This window comes from Margalitia sp. FSL K6-0131 (assembly GCF_038008735.1).
GTDB lineage: Bacteria > Bacillota > Bacilli > Bacillales > Bacillaceae_C > Margalitia > Margalitia shackletonii.
In genome coordinates this window covers 4916026-4936563 of the sequence record NZ_JBBOZS010000001.1, presented here as the reverse complement: position 1 = coordinate 4936563, position 20538 = coordinate 4916026, and the positions used below count along the sequence as shown (strand labels likewise).

The 20538-nt window shown below is 35.1% G+C and carries 18 protein-coding genes and 1 pseudogene; 15 read left to right on the top strand and 4 right to left on the bottom strand.

Features of this window, described 5'->3' with window-relative positions:
* Positions 1 to 418 precede the first annotated feature (418 nt).
* Together NSQ59_RS24210 and NSQ59_RS24205 are read right to left on the bottom strand one after the other, a co-directional pair.
* Positions 419 to 1986 (bottom strand): IS3 family transposase gene (locus tag NSQ59_RS24210; protein ID WP_445669222.1). Its coding sequence is split into 2 segments (ribosomal slippage): positions 419 to 1503 and positions 1503 to 1986, totalling 1569 coding nucleotides; the frame shifts between segments, so codons are not numbered across the junction.
* Between the two features lie 425 nt (positions 1987 to 2411).
* Positions 2412 to 3332, bottom strand: a complete 921-nt coding sequence (locus tag NSQ59_RS24205) for a helix-turn-helix transcriptional regulator (RefSeq protein WP_340832938.1) — start codon at positions 3330 to 3332, stop codon at positions 2412 to 2414.
* An 82-nt stretch (positions 3333 to 3414) separates the two neighbouring features.
* On the opposite strand from NSQ59_RS24205, the gene NSQ59_RS24200 reads away from it, so the two are divergent.
* From NSQ59_RS24200 to NSQ59_RS24165, 8 genes are all read left to right on the top strand, one after another.
* A complete protein-coding gene (locus tag NSQ59_RS24200; protein ID WP_340832937.1) occupies positions 3415 to 3894 on the top strand; it encodes a GyrI-like domain-containing protein in 480 nt (159 codons plus the stop codon).
* A gap of 297 nt (positions 3895 to 4191) precedes the next feature.
* Complete coding sequence (locus NSQ59_RS24195) at positions 4192 to 4338, top strand: hypothetical protein (protein WP_340832936.1); 147 nt, start codon at positions 4192 to 4194, stop codon at positions 4336 to 4338.
* 58 nt (positions 4339 to 4396) lie between these two features.
* Positions 4397 to 4741 (top strand): hypothetical protein, encoded by a 345-nt coding sequence (locus NSQ59_RS24190; protein ID WP_340832935.1) that lies wholly within the window; start codon positions 4397 to 4399, stop codon positions 4739 to 4741.
* Positions 4699 to 4887 (top strand): hypothetical protein, encoded by a 189-nt coding sequence (locus tag NSQ59_RS24185; RefSeq protein ID WP_340832934.1) that lies wholly within the window; start codon positions 4699 to 4701, stop codon positions 4885 to 4887. Before NSQ59_RS24190 ends, NSQ59_RS24185 begins: the two co-directional genes overlap by 43 nt.
* A gap of 519 nt (positions 4888 to 5406) precedes the next feature.
* Positions 5407 to 6258 (top strand): C39 family peptidase, encoded by an 852-nt coding sequence (locus NSQ59_RS24180; RefSeq protein WP_340832933.1) that lies wholly within the window; start codon positions 5407 to 5409, stop codon positions 6256 to 6258.
* A 79-nt stretch (positions 6259 to 6337) separates the two neighbouring features.
* A complete protein-coding gene (locus NSQ59_RS24175; protein ID WP_340832932.1) occupies positions 6338 to 7450 on the top strand; it encodes a hypothetical protein in 1113 nt (370 codons plus the stop codon).
* 993 nt (positions 7451 to 8443) lie between these two features.
* Complete coding sequence (locus tag NSQ59_RS24170) at positions 8444 to 9607, top strand: MFS transporter (protein ID WP_340832931.1); 1164 nt, start codon at positions 8444 to 8446, stop codon at positions 9605 to 9607.
* A gap of 74 nt (positions 9608 to 9681) precedes the next feature.
* Positions 9682 to 10524: a MerR family transcriptional regulator gene (locus NSQ59_RS24165; RefSeq protein ID WP_055741846.1), complete on the top strand. Its 843-nt coding sequence runs from the start codon at positions 9682 to 9684 to the stop codon at positions 10522 to 10524.
* A 212-nt stretch (positions 10525 to 10736) separates the two neighbouring features.
* Here NSQ59_RS24165 and NSQ59_RS24160 read toward each other — a convergent pair whose 3' ends face one another.
* A complete protein-coding gene (locus NSQ59_RS24160; RefSeq protein WP_340832930.1) occupies positions 10737 to 11972 on the bottom strand; it encodes a cysteine desulfurase in 1236 nt (411 codons plus the stop codon).
* Between the two features lie 124 nt (positions 11973 to 12096).
* On the opposite strand from NSQ59_RS24160, the gene NSQ59_RS24155 reads away from it, so the two are divergent.
* From NSQ59_RS24155 to NSQ59_RS24145, 3 genes and pseudogenes are all read left to right on the top strand, one after another.
* Complete coding sequence (locus NSQ59_RS24155; RefSeq protein WP_340832929.1) at positions 12097 to 12912, top strand: LysR family transcriptional regulator; 816 nt, start codon at positions 12097 to 12099, stop codon at positions 12910 to 12912.
* Between the two features lie 285 nt (positions 12913 to 13197).
* Positions 13198 to 14229: pseudogene (locus tag NSQ59_RS24150) on the top strand (DUF3231 family protein).
* A gap of 58 nt (positions 14230 to 14287) precedes the next feature.
* Positions 14288 to 14719, top strand: a complete 432-nt coding sequence (locus NSQ59_RS24145; RefSeq protein ID WP_055741902.1) for a hypothetical protein — start codon at positions 14288 to 14290, stop codon at positions 14717 to 14719.
* Positions 14720 to 14884: 165 nt separating this feature from the next.
* On the opposite strand, the gene NSQ59_RS24140 is transcribed toward NSQ59_RS24145, so the two are convergent.
* Positions 14885 to 16453: an IS1182 family transposase gene (locus NSQ59_RS24140; protein WP_126650088.1), complete on the bottom strand. Its 1569-nt coding sequence runs from the start codon at positions 16451 to 16453 to the stop codon at positions 14885 to 14887.
* Positions 16454 to 16742: 289 nt separating this feature from the next.
* Between NSQ59_RS24140 and NSQ59_RS24135 the strand changes: the two genes are divergently transcribed.
* The 4 genes from NSQ59_RS24135 to NSQ59_RS24120 all read left to right on the top strand — a co-directional run bounded on the left by NSQ59_RS24135 (position 16743) and on the right by NSQ59_RS24120 (position 20443).
* Positions 16743 to 17615, top strand: coding sequence for an AraC family transcriptional regulator (locus tag NSQ59_RS24135; protein WP_340832928.1), 873 nt, complete (start codon positions 16743 to 16745; stop codon positions 17613 to 17615).
* A gap of 290 nt (positions 17616 to 17905) precedes the next feature.
* Complete coding sequence (locus NSQ59_RS24130) at positions 17906 to 18304, top strand: hypothetical protein (protein ID WP_340832927.1); 399 nt, start codon at positions 17906 to 17908, stop codon at positions 18302 to 18304.
* A 278-nt stretch (positions 18305 to 18582) separates the two neighbouring features.
* Positions 18583 to 19119 carry a GrpB family protein gene (locus tag NSQ59_RS24125; RefSeq protein WP_340832926.1) on the top strand — a complete coding sequence of 179 codons (537 nt, stop codon included), beginning with the start codon at positions 18583 to 18585 and terminating at the stop codon, positions 19117 to 19119.
* Positions 19120 to 19283: 164 nt separating this feature from the next.
* Positions 19284 to 20443, top strand: a protein-coding gene (locus NSQ59_RS24120) for an IS3 family transposase (RefSeq protein WP_268888313.1) whose coding sequence is annotated in 2 segments (ribosomal slippage) — positions 19284 to 19545 and positions 19545 to 20443 — 1161 coding nt in all. Because the reading frame shifts where the segments join, the coding sequence is not laid out codon by codon here.
* Positions 20444 to 20538: the final 95 nt, after the last annotated feature.

Sequence of the window (20538 nt, the reverse complement as noted above, 5' to 3'; positions counted from 1 at the left end):
GATCAAAGTGCTTCTAAATATTCCGTATTTAGGTTCAAAAATACAACTAAAAAACTCGTAAAAAACAACACACGGAATTTAAAAAGGAATTTCAAAATAAATAAAATACACAGTATAAGGCGAGATAGAATAGGTTTCTATATAATTCTTATAAGAAATTTCGATATCTTTTTTATAGAAGTAACAAAGAAAATCCCATAAGAATAAGCATTATCTAAAATCTAATCAAACGTTTGATTAGGATTAAGAAAAGCGGTGTTTGTCAATATAGTTGTCGTATTTAATTACTTTAGTATTTTAATAGAATGTTATCAATCTCCGAGTTCAGTCAAGGCTACCGCGCTGCGCTTGCTGGCCTGGTGATTTGAATCGAAAGGAAAAGCATTTTCGATTCAAATCACCAGGAAAATGGGGAATATTATGATTTCCTCAATACCTCTGTTTGCCCCTCATCCCTCATTGGATTGAGCGCTACTTGTTCATTCGGTGCCCAATTTCTTGTGCCTCTTGACCACCGTTCTGGATGTCTAGCCTTCGCTTCTTTGTATACATTTTTCCGCTTTTCCAATATGGCTACGTGTTCCCCTGTATGACACTGTACAGGCGTCACAAAATTTAGTCCACTATGCAGGTGAATCTCGTTGTACCAATAGACAAATTGCTGTGCCCATTTTCGTGCTTCTTCGAGTGACGCAAAGCCTTTGTGTGGGAAATCTGGTCGATATTTTAGTGTCCGAAACATCGCTTCTGAGTAAGGATTATCATTACTCACACGCGGTCTTGAAAAGGAACTTTGAATACCTAATTTTTCTAGTAAACTTAGGAATGTCTCAGCTTTCATCGGGCTACCATTATCTGAATGCAATACAAGTGGTGTCCCCTGTATTTTTTCATTGATAACTGCTTTTTTCACAAGCGTTTCAGCGTGTTTTGCCTCTTCTGTTTCCCAAACTTCCCAGCCTACTACTTTTCTACTAAATAAATCGAGAATTAAATAGAGTCGATAATACAAACCTTTCACAGGTCCGCCGAGCCACGTAATATCCCATGTCCACACCTGGTTTGGCGATGTTGCTAGATGACTCTCAGGAATTCTTCTCCCTGGCCTTTGACTACGACCACGATGATGTTGCATTTTTTCTTCACGTAACACACGATAAAATGTGGATTCTGACGCAATATAAGTTCCTTCGTCCGCAAGCTTCGGTACAATTTGTGTCGGCGGTAAATCGACGTATTCCTCTTGTTTGACAACCGTTAGTATTTCTTCTTTTTCTTTCTCAGACAACTTATTTTTCGGTACAGGTCTTTTCGTAAGTGGGCGCTGATCAACCTTCACATTACCCTCTGCCACCCAACGTTCATAGGTCCGAACGCTGAGATGAAGTTCCTCACAAGCCTTCGCTAATCGCGCACCATTTTGATTGGCTTCTTGGATAAGTTCGACTGCTAATGCGCGATTTGACGGGCTAATCATTCTTCCTCGTCGTCCCCCCAAATCGCTTGGGCCTTTTTTCGCAAAAGTAATAAAGCTGCAGCTTCGGCTAGTGCCTTTTCTTTCTTTTGTAGCTCCTTTTCTAATTGCTTTGCACGCTTCTGTTCTTCCTTCAATGCACCATTCAGCTGTTTTGCTTGATCGAACACCTGACCATTTGCCTGAAGACATACACTTTTCCATGCTTCAATCTGTTCACGGTAAAGCCCCTTTTTACGACAATACTCGGCAAGCTCCGATTCGTTCATCGCAAACGTCTCCATCACGATTAAAAACTTGTCTTGGCTACTCCATTTGTCGCTTGTTTGTCCATTGCCGGGCGTAGCCACACCAGCCGCGCGAGCTTCTTTACGCCACTTGTATAACGTAACATCTGAGATGCCTTCTTCTTTCGAAATCTTCGTCACGGATTCATTATTTGGGGGCATCATGCGTTTGGTAATCGCCTCTTTTTGTTCTTGCGAATATCGTAGTCCATTTTTTCCTGTCATATTGATCAACCTCCGTGTTATTTACTTAACTATAACACTAAAGTATCATACGACATCTATCCTAACAGAGGGGGAAAGGAGAAATTGGTCGAAAAAGAAGATCCATTTTAATAATAGAAGCTTCTTAGTTATACCGTTAAAGGGCGCGTTTGTTGAACAACATAGGTAGAAAATGATCTTACTTTTTTTATAAATACTCAACTTAAATCTGCTGAAGAAGAATCCATTTTGATCAATTTCAAAAAGGATTCTTCTTTTTTATTGTGAAATAAGGGTTTGCGAGGTTTTTTTGCTCACATATTTTTTCAAAGCTGCATTTTGGGGTTTAAAAGACGTGAATTTAAATGCTCGCCTCCGCAATGGTGCGATTCTTACTAATACCAGCTTATAGGTAGTCTTCTGATTAGAGGATTACCTTTTTGGCTTTAAAGATTAGGTTCATAGATGTTGAAGACTTTTGTCAAATATTTACGAAAATCCTGTTCAAAAAGACCACCGTCAATAATTTCGGCATTCGCTCCTAACTGTAAAATAAAACGATATGCATTCTCAACATTCGGAAGTTGCAGATCTACATAGTAGGTTGTTTCATTACACGGTATAATCACCGAAGTGCCAAATCGTTCGATAATGATATCGCGAACCCGCATATTCGCTTTCAAACGAACCGGGTAAAACTGGGGAAGCTTTTCTTTTGGTATTATGTCTTTTACGATATAATCGCGTGCATTAAATGTTTCGTTTGTAAATTTCAAATTCGACATGCGAGCCAAGCGAAAAGTGCGAAAATCTTCTCGCTCATAGCTATATCCTTGTAAGTACCAGCGTTCGCCTTTATACATCAAGTGATATGGTTCAATTTTTCGAGAAGAGTGTGTGCCATTGGCATCGTAATAGTCAAATTTGACAATTAAATGTAAACGGATTGCCTCTTGTAAAGACTCAGCTACGGCCTTTAATTCTTCTGTTCCTTGCCAACCGGTAAAATTCAAAGAAAAATCCATCTCAGCGTTCCGTTGTTCTGTTTGCATTGCACGGATTTTTGTCATAGTTGATATGATTTCCGGACTTTGAATCAGCTGCTCCACACCATGTAAGGCAGTTAAAATATTTTGCAAATCCTTAGAGGTTAACAGCTTTTTATCAACTTTATAGGTAGGCATTAGTCCAATTCCGCCATCTCGTCCCTGAACGGTATATATGGGGATATTTGCCATGCTTAGTGTTTCGACATCGCGATAAATCGTCCGTGTAGTTACCTTAAAAATTTTTGCTAGTTCTGTTGCCGAGACTAATTCTCGCTGCAATAAAATCATAATCATACTAATTAATCGTTCGATTTTCATAAGTTTCTCCAAATATATGACAGACAGCTGTCAGGGTTTGTTGGTTATAGTATAGTTACAAAATATGAAAAGGGGAAATAAAATGACTGAATTAACAATGAAACACATGGATGAATTAACATTGACTGGCTATAGCACCTCCGTTCCAATGCCAACAATGGAGAATGTGGATGAGGTATCGAAACAAAAATCAGCGCACTTCGGGACACTCGCACAAAGTGGCAAATTTGGCGCACTAATGGCTGGTAGCAGAGACAAAATTGGTTATGCAGTCGGGACAACTGGCAGTAAGAGCTTATCCTATTTCATAGGAGCAAATACAGCAACCGTTGCTGAAGATGCGGAGCAATTAGTCTTGCCAGCTAATGATTATGTCGTACTTACCGCTGAAGGAGCACCAAGTCGAAAATTATTCGACCTATTAATTCGCGAATTTTTCGGAAAAATTTTACCAATCCATCCTGAACTTGAGTATAAAAATACCTATGTCATTGAAGCGTTATTGAACGGAAACCCAATGGACTCGGTTGTTGAATTAGCGGTTCCGGTAAAAGTGAAATAGCGTAGGTAAACGACACGTAAGACTAATAGGGATGATGTGAGTTGATGTTTTCCTGGACAACGCTTTGAATAAGCCCTCCATGGGAACTGGGTTGCCTACTGGAAAATATATTTAGGCGGACCCGTTCCCAACACCCAAATCAAGGATACCAACATGGATTTCATTAGACAGATTCGAAAGGCACGATTGTGGCTCACAGAAATCGAATCGAAACTGCAAGAATATCTGATTAACCAGTGCAACTACTTTGGGGTATGAATGATAGCGCCGGTTTTCCACTTACAAGGGGATAGAAAAATGGCAGAGATACCTCCAAATGATGAAACAGAATTCTTAGGCGATGCCTCTCATTTCGTGCAAGAGGGTCGACCAGATCGAGTTGCCGTTTCCATTCGAAGAGTTCTTGAAAGACATCTTGAAATAAAGGGTGGTGAGGCTGAATAAACACGTTTTCTGTAAGATAACTTTGTGAATTGTATAATCATATACGAGGAGGATTAATATGAAAACAATACTTTGGGCAGCAATGACCGCTAATGGTAACTATGCACAGCATACACCCAAAAAGGAAGCACTAGACGATTTTTTTACCCAATCCAAAGCTGTGGGTAACTTCATATCTGGACGTCGAAGCTTCAAGAGAGTGCAGAACCCGACACAAGTTTTTGGCGATATTGACATAGTCGTTCTCTCTAAGAGTGTCAAAGAAATCCCTGGAGTAAAGGTTGGCGAGTCCCCACAAGAAGCCTTAAACTACTTACAAGAAAAAGGACTAAAACAGCCCTTCTTTCGGGCGGTGCTGAATTGCACAATACTTTTTTGGGCCAAGGACTTGTTGACGAGATAATATTCAATGTTGCACCTGTGTTGGAGTGTAAGGGGCTCAACCTTTTGCTTGACATTGCCAACTGCCAATACAAAGATGTCCAGTTGTTAGATTTCAAGTCTCTTGGCAGTGATGTCGTTCAGTTGCACTACGCAGTAGATAAATAATATAGCCTTTCATTAATAATACTGATCCACAGATCACATATCGCGATGCCTCGCCTACGTGCTTGCCCTCTTATTGACGGGTAACTTAAAAAGGATAGCCCAAAATAAAAACTAATTACCTTCATCAAGTCATAGGTGAAATAGAAAATGGGAGAAAAAAGAAGAAAACAAGAGATTGAGATTCTTATTATTTCACCGATTTTTGGACTATTCCCAAAACGAAAACCCCCGAATTTGACCGAATTCAGGGGTTTTGTGTTTAAGTTACTTTCTGGATTGAATGTTATGTTAACTAAAATATAAAATTTCTTTTATTTGGATCTCTTTATTTTTTTAACTGTTCTACATCTTTTGTAGAAGCATCTTTCAATAGTATTGTACATATTTTGACATACGTTATTTTTCTTCCTAATAAACCTTATCGGGAGGATATGAGTTATTCTACTCTTTATTATATTTACAATCTTCAAATTATATGGTATTATTATCCTCTAATACAAAAAAAGGGGGAATATGTTAATGAGGGGAATAAAAGGGAATTTGCTGGTGAAGAAGTTTTTGGGAGTGACTGCCGCAGCAACTTTACTAGCTACAAGTTTAGTTATACCTAGCTCCGTATTTGCAGATGAAAGTACTAACACAGATACTAGTGGAGTCGCACTGGAAGACAAACAATATATACAGAACGAAGAGTATTATAAATCACTTGAAAAACAAAGAGATGCCGAAATAGCGAAAGAGGAGGCAACATTCCAAAAACAGAGAAGTCTAATAAAGGCAGCATCTGCTAATGAATATTACACGATCGATGTATACAGAAATGTTCAGGAGTATTTTAACTTTTGTGGCCCTGCTAATGCTAGACAAGCATTAAGTTTTCATAAATATAAGAGTGGAAGTTCTTATACACTTCCTAGCCAAACAAAACTAGGAGAAGCTATGGGAACTTTTCCAGATAAAGGAGGAACGGTTTCAACTTATTTAGCAGATGCTATTAATGGGTATAGAGATATATATAATTTTAGTAAGACACCATATATTGTCGGAAATATAGCACAATTCTCCACCCCAGCAGTAACTTTAGAAAATCGTGTAAAAGCTACATTGCGTGACCAATCTACTGCACCTATTTTACTAGTGAGAACAGATTATCTTCCATATTACAATGGCGAAAAATGGAGACATTATGAAACAGTAAGTGGTTATGATAAAGATGCAGATCAATTCCGTTTGGTTGACACTAATCATCATGGAAGTTATTCTGCTATTCGTTGGGTAAAACTAGGTACAACAAATTCTGCTAAAAGTGTTGCAAGGGCAGTGTATGAAGCTAATTTAGAGTCGCCTAATAATCCTGTTATGATCTGGTAAAATAAAAAAGGTCGTGTTTAAATCACGACCTTTTTTATTATCATTATTAAATTATTAAACAAAGGATGGTCATTCAATTATGAAAAAGAAATATTTGGTACTATCACTTAGTATATTAACAGCAGTGATCATTAGTTATTTTTTATTTGATGTCTTTGAAACGAAAAATAAAAATACTTCATCACAGGCAACGAATCTATCTAAAGGTTCCAAAAGTTCAACAATAATTGATAAAAATAATAACATCAAAATTAAAATTCCTTCTTCTGAAATTTTTTCTTACAACATTTACAAAGATATTATTTATATGAGTATAGATGAAAATAGTAAATCTAAATTAGGAAATAAAATCATTCAATATAATATAAAGACAAAAAGAAAATCCAACCTATTTACTACTAAATTTGAGAGCTCATCAGTACAAGGAATTAAAGCAAATAATAATTGGGTAACATGGGTAGATGCGGACGACTATGGAGAGCAAAAGAATATTTATGCCATGAATACAAATACTAGGAAAATAACGGCAATAACTAACGAACATGATACAACCATAGATAATGGTTTTCCGGCGCTAAGGGACCATTATTTATCATGGATTTATTATGATAAAAACAAAAATAAATCCTATGTAATGCTTAGGGATCTTAACAAAAAAACAAATAAAAATATATTTATACTAGAAACATTTGGACCAGAAAACTCTCGGGTTTCCTTCGTAAATAATAAAATTTTATTTACGGATCAAAAAAAAGGAGTCAGTTATTGTTATATATATAATATTTCAAATCAAACTTTGCAAACGTTTAAAGTTCCATATGAAAATATTGGAATGGCTACAATATTGAATGATCACCAATTTCTTTATCTAAGATTTTATTCAGATAGATATTTTGATAATAAAGTTGTTCTTTACGATATTCGTAGAAAAAAAGAAAAGGAATTTTCAAAACAATACATGAATGTAAGTAAGTTAGTAGTGGATTCTCAAAATCATGTGTTAATAGGTACTGGAGATAAGATTGATTTTGATAAATATGAAGTTGCTGATAATACTATTAATAAAATAGGAAAGATTAATGAAAATAATATTTTTGATTTACAAATAGAAAATGGAGTTTATATGATAGAAAAAAGACCAAGAAATAGCAATATAGGTACAGAGTTAATCATTTCGAAAAATCTACCATGAAGTTACTAAAAGGGGTAGTACCAGCAAAGGGAAGTAAGAAGGCAGATTGCAGCTACGTAGGAAGAAAAAAAGCCATGGTGGAAAAAGATATTTAGAAATTAAATAAGTAGTTTAGAATCTAGTTTACTACATATAGTAGTTTAGTTTACAAACTAGTTTACTATATGTAGTGGTTAGGAAATAGAGGTACACTAAATATTAAAATTTTGAATTGCCGTATACTGTAAATATGAGGTATTTCTTTCAAAGCTATAGTTATTCAAGAAAAGAGCGCTTTAATAAGAGAAATGATTAAACATTTATATGAAAACTAATTCAATTGAATTATATTAAGGGCTTATTTTGATTAATCTTTTTCAAAACTAGCCTTTTTCTTTTGTTCGTTTTATGAAGGTTATTGGCACTAATTGATCAAACTTTGTTTTAAATTCTTATTATTTTTCTTTCCTCAAACTGAAGGTTTTCTAAGCTTATTCAGTTGGACTGTTACCCTTTTTGTACGAAAAAAGTGGGGGAAGGATACAAATTGATCATGAATCGGTCATATTAGAGTCTAAGGATATGCTATTTCAGTTAATATAAGCCCAACTATGTTCCACTTAAAAAACTCCATAAATTTTGCATAAATCTTCTAATATTTATCCTTCCATTTTATAAGTCTGACCACAGACCCACAAATTGTGCATTTACGAGATGTCCTTTTCAATAAAGAAACGTATTTTCTCATTACAATTTACTATTTACATTCGATTGTGACAAAATAGCGGAGAAAAGAGAAAAAACTTGACTCTCCCCTTAGGGTAGGATTTAAATTATGCCTTGTAAGGTTTTAAATAGTCCTGGGATACAATACTAAGTATAGAAATAATGTTGCACGGTAAGACAGCGATAAAGGAGTTTTCAAAATGGTACTAAAATCATATTTATTTTTATAAAATCCAAACCTGGAGAATGTTTTAAACAAGATATTTTAAGTTCAAGGAGTATAAATATATGCAAAATAAAAACATGATGTTAGTTATATTATTAATCAATATATTCATTGTCTTTTTAGGAATAGGCCTTGTTATTCCGGTCACTCCTACTATCATGGATGAATTACATATATCCGGATCTGTTGTCGGGTATATGGTGGCGTTTTTCGCGCTTACACAGTTAATTTTGTCGCCGATTTCCGGCCGTTGGGTCGACAGATTTGGACGGAAAAGAATGATTATTATTGGTCTAATCATTTTTGGATTGTCGGAGTTTTTATTCGGAATTGGACAAACGGTTGTGGTGCTTTTTATTTCGCGTATGCTTGGCGGTGTTAGTGCAGCGTTTATTATGCCGGCTGTTACAGCATTTATTGCTGATATTACAACGGTTAAGAGACGTCCAAAAGCAATGGGATATATGTCGGCAGCCATTTCAACAGGTTTTATTGTTGGACCAGGATTTGGCGGTTTTTTAGGAGAAATTAATTCTCGCTTGCCATTCTTCTTTGCAGCAGTTATTGCATTAATTACTGCTATAATATCGATTACTATCCTTCATGAACCGGAACGAAATCTTGAAAAGGAAGAAATTATAGGGGAAAAAACAGGATGGAAACGTATTTTTGTACCGATGTATTTTATATCCTTTATGATTATTTTTATTTTTTCATTCGGTTTAGCAGCCTTTGAATCGTTATTTTCCTTATTTGCAGACCATAAATTCGGCTTTTTGCCGAAGGATATTGCGATTGCAATAACAGCTGGTGGAGTATTTGGGGCGATTTTTCAAGTAGGTTTATTTGATCGCTTAACGAATTGGCTGGGAGAAATTCGTTTAATTCGTTATTGTTTGATTTTCTCAGCAATACTTGTATTTTTAGTAACAATTGTAAATACTTATTTTACCATTTTACTGGTTACGGCAATCGTATTTGTTGGATTTGACTTGATACGACCGGCGGTTACAACGTATTTATCAAAAATTGCCGGCGATGAACAAGGATTTGTTGGTGGTATGAACTCTATGTTCACTAGTATTGGTAATGTCATTGGACCAATTATTGGCGGGATGTTATTTGATATCAATTTAAATTATCCCTTTTACTTTTCAGCCGTCTTATTAGTAGTCGGAATTGCGATTTCGTTTGCTTGGAAAGCTAAGGCATATCGTACAACTTAAAGATTTCAAAGCGTATTCCTAGTTGCCGCTGAGAATACGCTTTTTTACAATATAGAGGTAAGGAAGTGATTGAAATGGTAGAAAAGCTTTATACCATCGGAGAAGTCTCTAAACTGGTTAATCTTTCGATAAAAGCGCTGCGTTATTACGATAGAATTAATTTATTTAAACCAGCGTATATTGACCCGGATACGAACTATCGCTATTATAAGGACTCACAAATTCACCGTCTGGATTTAATTAAATCACTAAAATATATTGGTACCCCATTAGAAGAAATAAAAAAGGTACAGGAGCTGCAGGCAAATGATTTTTTGACTTTTTTAACAGAACAAGAAGAGATAATAAGACAAAAAATCGATTCATTATTAGAAATTGAACAAATCATTGCGAATGTCAAAAAGGGGATGCAAAAGCAAAACAAATACCCTGCACTTGGTGAAGTCTATCTTTCCAATGAAGAGGAAATACAGATTATCCAAATAAAGGCTGAAGGAATCGATCCAGAAAATATTTTAAATGCTTCTTACAGTAAGCTGAAGAAATTTGCTGTAACGACGGAAGGATTTAGAAACAATGGTTATGGTACGATAATTCCGTATAAGCCATATAGAAATATCGATGAAGTTACTTATCAATATTTATTTACTCCTGTTCTAACAAAGAAACAGATTTCATCATTAACGAACGATATGGAAGTCGTCACCATTTCACAAGGTAAATACGTTTGTATTACATTTGAATCTTCATCTTTAGAAGATTACTTTTTGAACTTACAAAAACTAATTCAGTATACAAAAGATCATCAATTAACGGTTATTAGTGATATATATGAATTTTTAACATATATTCATTATTCCCCAAATTTACAAGCAGAATATTTGATTGAAATGAGAATTCGAGTGGAAGATTTCTAAACGACGCTTGAGATGAAGGATATTATGTTGAACCTATCGATAGGAAATGAAACTTTAATAGTTGCCTAACGTATTTCATAAGAGGTGACTTTTATGATTGAATTACTTATGCTTTTTATTTTGAAAAAAGGGAAATAATGAAAATGACCGCAATTTTGCGGTCATTGAATATGTGTAAAAATTTACAGGATAATAAATCGTTAAGCTGTAAGTTATATTGCAAATGCATCCTCAAAGTATACTTTCGCTTTTTTAATTCCATTGATAAGGAACTCAATGTCTTCTTCTGTATTGTAGAGATAAAAACTGGCACGTGCAGTTGCCGATACATTTAACCACTTCATTAATGGTTGACAGCAATGGTGTCCAGCCCTAATAGCTATTCCTTCCTGATCTAAATAGGTTGCCAAATCATGTGGATGAACATTATCAATATTAAATGTAATTACTCCACCTCTTTGTTCAGGGTTTTTTGGTCCATAAATGGAAATCCCTTTAATGGCAGATAGCTGTTCCAATGCAAAGTTAGCCAGTTTTTTCTCATGAAGGCGAATGGTTTCCAGTCCAATTTGCTCCAAAAAATCGATGGCAGTGCCAAGCCCTATTGCACCTGCAACGATCGGTGTACCACCTTCAAACTTCCACGGAAGCTCTTTCCATGTTGAATCATATAAACCAACAAAATCAATCATTTCTCCGCCATATTCAATAGGAGGCATATGTTCTAATATTTGTTTTTTACCATATAAAACTCCGATTCCGGTTGGCCCCATCATTTTGTGACCGGAAAACGCCAGAAAATCACAGGCAAGGTCCTGAACATCTACTTTAAAGTGGGAAACACTTTGAGCGGCATCTACACAAACTACTGCTCCTTGTTTATGTGCCAACTTTACAATTTCATTTATAGGATTAATAGTTCCCAATACATTAGAAACATGAGTGATGGAAATAAATTTCGTATTGGCGGTCATCGATTCCTTCACATTATCCAAATCAATTGTTCCGTTTGGCGATAAAGGAATGTACTTTAAAATCGCGCCAATTTTTTTTGCAGCCTGCTGCCAAGGTATAAGATTACTATGGTGTTCCATCTGGGTAATCAAAATTTCATCACCCTCTTTGAGAAATTTCCCTACATAACTTTGAGCAACTAAATTTAAGGATGAGGTAGTTCCTCGTGTGAAAATAATTTCTGCTGTTTCCTTTGCGTTAATAAAAGTTTTTACTTTCTCTCTTGCAGCTTCGTAGGCATCTGTTGCTTTTACTCCCAGAGTATGTACCCCTCTGTGGGGATTTGCATTGTAGGTTTGATAATAAGCTTCTAACGTATCTATTACAACTTTCGGCTTTTGTGAGGTCGCGGCGTTATCTAAATAAACGAGAGGGTGCCCATTAACAGATTGAGTCAAAATTGGGAAATGAGTTTTTATTTCATTTAAGTTCATCCTTTTTTTACCCCTTTCACTCTAAAAGTATATCCATAACTTTATTTTGACGGTGAAGAGGGTATAATACAAATATAATTATCTTTATAATATTATAACTAAAAAGTTATGGGTGTGGTTTTGGATGAATACGAATCATTTATCTGTATTCAAGAAAGTCATGGAAACAAGTAATATTAGTCAGGTTGCAAAGCAAATCCATGTCAGTCAACCAGCTATCTCGATGATGCTAAAAAGATTGGAGCAGGATGTAGGAGTTTCCTTATATACAGTAGTGGGGAGAAATATAACGGCAACAGATGCTGGTTTGACTTTAATGGAATATGCAGAATCCATTCTATCTCTAGAAGAGCAAGTATATCGGGCAATGGAAGAGTTTCAGCAAGGCAGTCGGGGAAGAATTATCGTGGGCACTTCTCCAGTATTAGGTACCTATTTATTACCAAGGATTATACTAACCTTTAATCAGAAGCATCCCAATGTCACGGTCGATTTAGAAATAGGGGCAGATCAGGAGATTGAAAATTTAGTTCGATCTGGAAGTGTAGATATAGGTATAACATTAACACCTCCAGAGGATCATTTTTCTTTAAGAATAAGGAAAATCTCCAATGACTATTTAACAGGGATTCAGCCTCCGTTTCCAATCGACTCAACGACGGTATGGGTTCCTTCTGACATTCCTTTATCCATAAATGGGCAAACAAAGGGACAAGTCAAAAGCATTTTTTCAACTGAGGCGGTAAAGCAATATGTAATAGAAGGAATAGGGTATGGTGTAGTATTAAAATCTGCTGTTGAGTTAGAAGTATCTTGCGGGAAATTAAAGTATTGGAATGGATATGAATCTAGCCCTATTGCAATAAATATTATAACACGCCCGGCGGAACGTCTTTCTAATAGTGTTTGGTATTTTTTAAATCATTTAACTGATAAGTAAAAAGTAAAAAATTGTGTAAACGATGTATTAATTAAGCGCTTTAAATAATTTTTATGTTGATTCATCGTCTCTTTTAATTGACACCCTTATCCCCCTCCTTATAAGTTAGACAAAGCTGTCTATTATCCGTTTCATTTAAAAAGTGATTTTTCTGATTTAATCGGCGGGATTTCTGTTTCCTTATTTATCCTGAAATAAAAAGCTTCCCATAAGGAATAATTTTAGTCGAATATTTCATTCTAAAAATATGAAGGCTAATGCGCTTATTTAAGGGGGATCCTCGAAATGATTGATGATGGAAAAGTAATGACTGAACATAATATTCGTTTAACCGCTTCCGAAATGGGTTTTCTTTGGACACAATACGAAAATGATACTTTAACAAGATGCGTTTTGAAATACTTTAAGAACAAATGTGAGGATAAGGAGATATTACCAATTATTGAATACTCTTTAGATGTAACTGAAAAGAACATTCAGGAACTTACGGGTATTTTCACTAATGAAAAAATTCCTATACCTGTTGGATTTACTGATGAAGATGTAAATATTAATGCACCAAAATTATTTACCGATATATTCAAACTATATTTTTTACAAAATTTAGCGATTATTGCAATGGCAGGTGCAGGAGTAGCAATAGGTGTTTCTTCAAGAGAAGATGTAAGTAAATTCTTTCAAAAGACACTAGAAGAAGCAAAAACTTTACACGATATGTGTAGGAAAGTTAATTTGTCAAAGGGAACATATATTAGGCCACCTTACATTTCTAACCCTGATAAGGTTCATTTCGTATCAAAGCAAAGGTTTTTATTTGACTTTTTCGGTAAAGGAAAACGTCCGTTAACCGCAATTGAAATTACACATTTATTTATCAATATTCAAACAAATTCAATGGGAGAAGCCATGATGATGGCTTTTGCGCAAGTCTGTAAAGGTGAAGATGTAAAGGAATTCTTTATAGAGGGAAAAGGAATTGCTAATAAACATCTAAAAAAATTTAGTTCTTTCCTTGCGGATGGAGATTTACCTGCCCCTATGTCTTGGGATTAACATGTTTTAGATAGTACGGTTGCACCATTTTCCGATAAATTAATGATGTTTCTAACTACTGCTATGATAGCAACCGGAATTGGAAATTATGGAACAGCAGCGGGTACTTGTGAGAGAATGGATTTAAGTGCTACCTATACAAGGCTTTCAGCGGAAATTACCTTATATGCGGAAGACGGTGCAAATATTATGATTAGACACGCTTGGTTAGAGGAACCGCCACAAGCAGATGACCGTCAAGAGCTTATCAAACAACCAAAGTAAATTTTAATTTAATATGGTAAAGGATTAGAACAATGTGACAAACAAAAAAGAAGCATTAATGTGGAGTATTGCACTCCCTGGATTTGGACAGTATTTAAACGGGAAATTTTTCAAAGGAACTGTTCTGTTAATATTAGAATTTGTCGTTAATCTTCAAGCGAATTTTAATGAAATCATTATTTTAAGTTTTCATGGTAATATCGAAAATGCAATTATACAAGCAAATTATCAATGGTTAATGTTTTATCCATGTTTGTATTTCTATTCAATGTGGGATGCTTGGAAAGACGCAGGGGGAGGAAAAGAAAAGTATGATTTTCTTCCGTTTTTATTTTCTGCCTATTTTGTAACGGTTGGTTGTATTTATTCTTCAAAATTAAGGATATTTGGAATATTATTTGGACCAGTATGGCTTCCAATACTGTGTGTTATACCGGGAGTAGCTGTTGGTTTAATAATTAGGAAAATAATTAAATATACAGATCATTAAATAAACCGAAAGCTTGGGGTAATTTGAAGAAGAGAATGGAGCACGAATAAAATCTGATATTCTTTAAGAGGCTGGGACATAACTAGCTTCAAATAGTGAGAAAGGTGAATTTGAGGGAACTCAAATTCACCTTTCTCTATTTTTGCGTTTAAATTTTCTATTACCTTAGTTGTTGGTAGTGAATTTTCTTAAATTCACTGCCATTAACGCGAGGCCCATTTCGTTTTCTACCTTCGATTTTCCTCGTACAGAAAATCGAGTGAAACGCAAATTAGCCTTCAAGAATCCAAAAACTGGTTCCACATCGATTTTGCGTTTTCGATAGATGGCACTCGTTTTCTCTTCTGAAAGCTTCGCTCTTACATATTCTTTTTGCTGTTCCCATTTTTCATTCACCATTAGTTTTCGATTGTTGCCTTCTTTTGCTTTGGTACAGGATGAACGGAATGGGCATCCCGAACAGTCTTCGCACTCGTAGATTTTGAACTTCCGTTGGAAACCTGTACGGTCATTACGGACTGAATAATATTGATATTCAAGACGTTTCTGATTAGGGCATGTATAGGTATCTGTTTCTTGATCATACTTCCAGTTGTCGGGATTAAAAGTGTTTTGTTTGTACTTTTTCTTTTGTTCCTTCAAATACATATTATACGTAATAAGTGCTTCTCGTTTTCTGTTTAAAAGGATATCATTAAAGTTTTGTTCACTACCGTAACCTGCATCTGCGACAATGTGCTTCGGTAACTCGAAATAATGCTGCTCGATCTCATCTAAAAATGGAATTAACGTACGCGTATCTGTTGGGTTTGAAAATAAACTATAGGCAAGCGCGTATTGGCCCTCCGTTGCGATTTGTACATTGTAACCAGCTTTCAATTGGCCGTTTTGCATATAATCATCTTTCATTCGCATAAATGTCGCATCTGGATCTGTTTTAGAATAGCTATTACGCGTGCCAAAGATTTCAAAGTCTTGTTGGTATTTCTGTTTTCGCAGGACAAAATCAATCAACTGTTTTCGCACTTGTTTTGGGTATTTGCGTTCATTTCTTAAAGCTTTTCGTTCTGGAACGTCTGATGATGCTTCTATTTGTTTATCATACTCAGTTACCACATCGTCCACTTTTTGAACCAATTGAGAGAGTTCTTCCAATGACAACTGTTCATCGCTTTCACGTTCTATTTCAGGTATAATTTCGTTTTCAAGTAGTTCATTGTATAGCTGGTTTGACTTTTCAATTAAACTTTGATGATATTTCTCCATCGATTTCTTCCAGACAAACGTAAATTTATTCGCATTCGCTTCAATCTTTGTACCATCGATAAAAACCGCTTCTTGATCGATAAGTTTTTCTTCGATCAATTGGCAACGAAATTGGACGAAACATTGGCGAATTAAATCTTTCACTTCCGATTGAACACGGAATCGGTTGATGGTGCGGTAGCTTGGTTCATATCCTTGAGCTAACCACATCATACGGATACTATCTTTTAATAGGGCTTCTATTTTGCGTCCTGAAAAGATAGATTGCGTATAGGCACATAAGATAATTTTAAGCATCATGCGTGGATGGTAGGCAGGGCAACCATTATTTCGCAGAAATGGTTCGAACGCTTCAAGAGGGATACTTTCAACTAAATGATGGATATGGAAGGCAATATCATTTTTTTGTAATTTTACTTCTAAATCTAAAGGCAAAACTAATTGATTCATGGTATAATTTTTAAACATAAGGATCCTTCTTTCTGTATAATTTTGTTGTGGTGACTTAATTTTATCAGAAGTGGTCCTTATTTTTATTCAAAAAATAATCAAAGCCGGTGAAATTTTACTTATCGTGAAATTTCACCGGCTTTTTCATCTCAGAGGCGGGTTTTGTCCCAGCCTCTTTTTATTGAAGACAAAGGTAAAGAAACTTTACTATGAAAATACAACTTATAGTAACCCTACATTATTGTGCATGAATTGTCGGAAGGATACATTTTGTTTTTGTTAATCTTTTGATTAGGGAGGTCATAAAATGGATTTGCTTAAGAACATGAATGATGCATTGCAATATATTGAAGAAAACCTTACGAATGATATCGATTTTAAAGTGGTGGCACGATTAGCGTTTTGTTCCGAATATCATTTTAAAAGAATGTTTTCTTTTCTTGCAGGTATTCCGCTGTCAGAATATATCCGCAGAAGACGCCTTACTCTTGCAGCATTTGATTTAAATAATAGCAACTTAAGGATTATTGATATTGCTATTAAATACGGATATAGCTCACCAGATTCTTTTGCCAGAGCATTTCAGACTTTGCATGGGGTGACTCCTACAGAGGCTAGAAATTATGGTCAGGCATTAAAGGCATATCCACGAATGACTTTCCAACTATCCATTAAAGGAGGAAATGGAATGAATTACCGAATAGAAGAAAAAGAGGCATTTCACATAGCTGGTATCATGAAAAGGGTGCCAATTGTTTTCCATGGTGAAAATCCAGAAATCACTGCTATGTGGAAATCATTGAATACAGAGAAGATAAATAAACTCTATGAACTATCTAATGTGGAACCAAAAGGGATTATTCAAGCATCCACTAATTTTTCGGAAGGTCGTATGGAGGAAAAAGGAGTTCTTGATCATTATATTGGTGTAGCAACCACTCATGAGTATTCTGAAGATTTTTCTGTACTAAAAGTTCCAGCATTTACTTGGGCTGTATTCGAGTCAGATGGACCTTTTCCGAATACACTGCAGGAAACATGGGGACGTATATATTCTGAATGGTTTCCATCCTCAAGCTATCAACAAACAGAAGGACCAGAAATTTTGTCTATCAAAAGCAAAGATATTACATCGCCAACTGTGAAATGTGAAATTTGGATTCCGGTTTTGAAAATGTAAATAGAGCATTGGATACAGGCGCTGAGATTTTTTCAGCGCTCTTTTATATATATGTGTATGTGTTTGTGTACGTATTCTCTGAACATGGGCTGATTTTTTTTATTAAGTAAAGTAGTTTTATTTAAAAGGATATTAGTTAGTATTTGTAGAATTTTAAATATTCCACCTAGATATTGGGTAGGGGGGAGAGCAGGTTACAATGGTGGATTTATTAAGTAAAATAGGTGTTTTGAATTAGGTGGAATTTTTAAATATATGTAGAACTCATTTTAGAGAAGTGGTGTTTATAAATGGAGAGCAAAATGGAGTTATTTGAACAACAATCAAAGCTATTTAATCCATTACTGCATTTTAAGTCACGCATGGAAGAAATGAAAAGTATATCTGTCTTGGGAGCCAGTATAGCAAAGAAGTGGCTTAAAATGGTTGAAGAATATTTTATGCACGAAACATATCCCGTAAATCATCCTATTGGGCAAGAAGCTTTTTCGTTATATGTAGAGTACCCTTTAGGAATCTTTGAGTATACTCTAGACATAGATGGAGCCACTTCACTTATTAAAAGTAAAAATATGAATCCAGTATACTTTACACCCTCAGACTGTATCTCATCGGTGGATCAAGGTAACATTAACGAAGATCCAAAACTTATAAAATACAATCACAAAAATCCTATCATGGTAGTTTAGAGCTCCTACCTAACAAATAATAAACCATTTTGTATAAATGGGAACCACCGGATAACCGAAGCATTTAAAAGTGGAGACAAACAAATAGAGGTATATGTATTCAATGATTTAGAATTTGTTCCCTTTTTCTATGATAATCTTAGTAAAGCCATGTATTTCTTTGAATTGGACTACGCCGCTGTAGTAAAGAATAAAGTTAATTTAATTCATCGGAAAAAGACAGTTGTTAATGAATTTTAACAAAAATATTTAAAAGTAGAGTTGAGAGGAGCTCCAAAATGAACTTAGGATTAAACGGGGATGAAGTGAAGGTTGTACCATATACAGAAGAATGGAGCGATGAATTTCTGAAAGTAAAGAAAGAGATACATGAAAATACTAATATTAGTAAGAATCGTATTGAACATATTGGAAGTACAGCAATTAAGAATATGATGGCTAAACCTATATTGGATATATTAGTCGCTGTTGATGATATATTAAACGTAGATAATTCAGTAATAAAAGGTCTTAAAACTATTGGTTTCCTGCGTTTGAAAGTAGAAAGACCCAATGAAATCGTTTTTGCAAAATTTACGGATAACACTTACCGTGTAAAAACACATTTCATTCACCTTGTAGAATATCAGAAAGAGTTATGGAAAAACTTTATTTTTTTCAGAGATTATTTAAATGATAATGAACATGCGCGGAACGAATACTTAGACATAAAATTGGATTATTTTAAAAAACAAACCAGCGGAATTAATGCATATACCAAATATAAAGAGGCATTCGTTAAAAATATTTTTAGCAAAAGGATTAGTAATAAATAACCAATTTTAACTATACATGAAACGACAGTGAATTTTTAGTTCAAATAGATCGATGCTTACTATTCGAAAACCTTAAGGTCAGGTATCCATACTAATGATGCTAGACTAAAAAGTGGACACAGATTGTTATAATAAATATATCAATTATAATGAGGTGTGTCCGTATGGCAAAAGGTAATGGTAAACGATACGAAGAGTCTTTTAAAATTGAAACTGTAAAGTATATTAGCGAAAACCATAAATCTGTAGCTCAAGTGGCGAGAGAAGTTGGTGTAAACGAAAATACATTACATGGTTGGATGAAAAAGTATGGTCAACAACCGGAAATCAAGGCTGTACAATCTTTCTCCTCGGAAGGTGCTGCTTTAAAAGCTCTTCAGAAAGAAATGCGCGATTTAAAGGAGGAAAATGAAATCTTAAAAAAGGCGATGCACTACTTCGCGAAAAGCCCTCGGTAAAATATGAATTTATTCATAAGAATCGCTCCCAATTCCGAGTGGAGAAGATGTGCAAAGTCCTGGGAGTATCCAAGAGTGGTTACTTCAAATGGTTAAACCGACCAAAAAGTAACCGGCAGAAAAAGCACGAGAAATTAGCACAAAAAATTCTGAAGACCCATTTAGAATTTAAACAACGTTACGGCAGCGTGAAAATTACTAAAACCCTTAATAAACGTGGCATGAAGGTAAGTGAGCGTACGGTTTCCCGTATTATGACGAAGAACCAATGGAAGTCTTGTACAGTCAAGAAATACAAGGCTACGACCAATTCAAAACATAAACATCCAGTAAGTGAAAACGTCCTAGATCGACAGTTTAAAGCAAGCAAACCAAACCAATTTTGGGTAACGGATATCACTTATATACCGACCAATGAGGGCTGGTTGTATTTGGCGACCGTAATGGACTTATATTCTCGTAAAATAGTAGGTTGGGCTATGGGCAAAACTATGACAAAGGAATTGGTTATCTCTGCATTAAAAATGGCTTACAAGCGTCAAAAGCCGGGAAAAGGCGTCATTCATCACTCAGACAGAGGTGTTCAATATGCTTCCTCTGAGTATCAGAAACTATTAAAAAAGTATCATATGATTGGTAGTATGAGCCGTAAAGGAAACTGTTATGACAATGCTTGCATTGAATCGTTTCACGGTATTCTTAAACGTGAGTTAGTTTATCAAACCAAGTATAGAACAAGAGAAGAAGCGAAGAAATCATTATTTGAATACATCGAGTTCTTCTACAATTCTAAGCGGATTCATTCAACATTGGGCTACTGTACACCAAATGAATTTGAGCGAATGTATAGTAATTCTGCAGCTTGATTTTACCTTCATCAAAAAGTTTAAATCGCACTTTATTTAAACTTTTTGATGAAGGCCACCAAGCGAAAGCGCGGTAGAAAAATCTGTGTCTATTT

What these genes read in the sequence shown, in the direction of transcription:
- NSQ59_RS24205 (WP_340832938.1), bottom strand. Translation starts at nt 3,332, where the DNA reads ATGAAAATCGAACGATTAATTAGTATGATTATGATTTTATTGCAGCGA.
- NSQ59_RS24180 (WP_340832933.1), top strand. Translation starts at nt 5,407, where the DNA reads ATGAGGGGAATAAAAGGGAATTTGCTGGTGAAGAAGTTTTTGGGAGTG.
- NSQ59_RS24195 (WP_340832936.1), top strand. Translation starts at nt 4,192, where the DNA reads ATGGCAGAGATACCTCCAAATGATGAAACAGAATTCTTAGGCGATGCC.
- NSQ59_RS24140 (WP_126650088.1), bottom strand. Translation starts at nt 16,453, where the DNA reads ATGTTTAAAAATTATACCATGAATCAATTAGTTTTGCCTTTAGATTTA.
- NSQ59_RS24125 (WP_340832926.1), top strand. Translation starts at nt 18,583, where the DNA reads ATGAACTTAGGATTAAACGGGGATGAAGTGAAGGTTGTACCATATACA.
- NSQ59_RS24145 (WP_055741902.1), top strand. Translation starts at nt 14,288, where the DNA reads ATGTGGAGTATTGCACTCCCTGGATTTGGACAGTATTTAAACGGGAAA.
- NSQ59_RS24135 (WP_340832928.1), top strand. Translation starts at nt 16,743, where the DNA reads ATGGATTTGCTTAAGAACATGAATGATGCATTGCAATATATTGAAGAA.
- NSQ59_RS24165 (WP_055741846.1), top strand. Translation starts at nt 9,682, where the DNA reads ATGGTAGAAAAGCTTTATACCATCGGAGAAGTCTCTAAACTGGTTAAT.
- NSQ59_RS24130 (WP_340832927.1), top strand. Translation starts at nt 17,906, where the DNA reads ATGGAGAGCAAAATGGAGTTATTTGAACAACAATCAAAGCTATTTAAT.
- NSQ59_RS24155 (WP_340832929.1), top strand. Translation starts at nt 12,097, where the DNA reads ATGAATACGAATCATTTATCTGTATTCAAGAAAGTCATGGAAACAAGT.
- NSQ59_RS24190 (WP_340832935.1), top strand. Translation starts at nt 4,397, where the DNA reads ATGAAAACAATACTTTGGGCAGCAATGACCGCTAATGGTAACTATGCA.
- NSQ59_RS24160 (WP_340832930.1), bottom strand. Translation starts at nt 11,972, where the DNA reads ATGAACTTAAATGAAATAAAAACTCATTTCCCAATTTTGACTCAATCT.
- NSQ59_RS24175 (WP_340832932.1), top strand. Translation starts at nt 6,338, where the DNA reads ATGAAAAAGAAATATTTGGTACTATCACTTAGTATATTAACAGCAGTG.
- NSQ59_RS24170 (WP_340832931.1), top strand. Translation starts at nt 8,444, where the DNA reads ATGCAAAATAAAAACATGATGTTAGTTATATTATTAATCAATATATTC.
- NSQ59_RS24200 (WP_340832937.1), top strand. Translation starts at nt 3,415, where the DNA reads ATGACTGAATTAACAATGAAACACATGGATGAATTAACATTGACTGGC.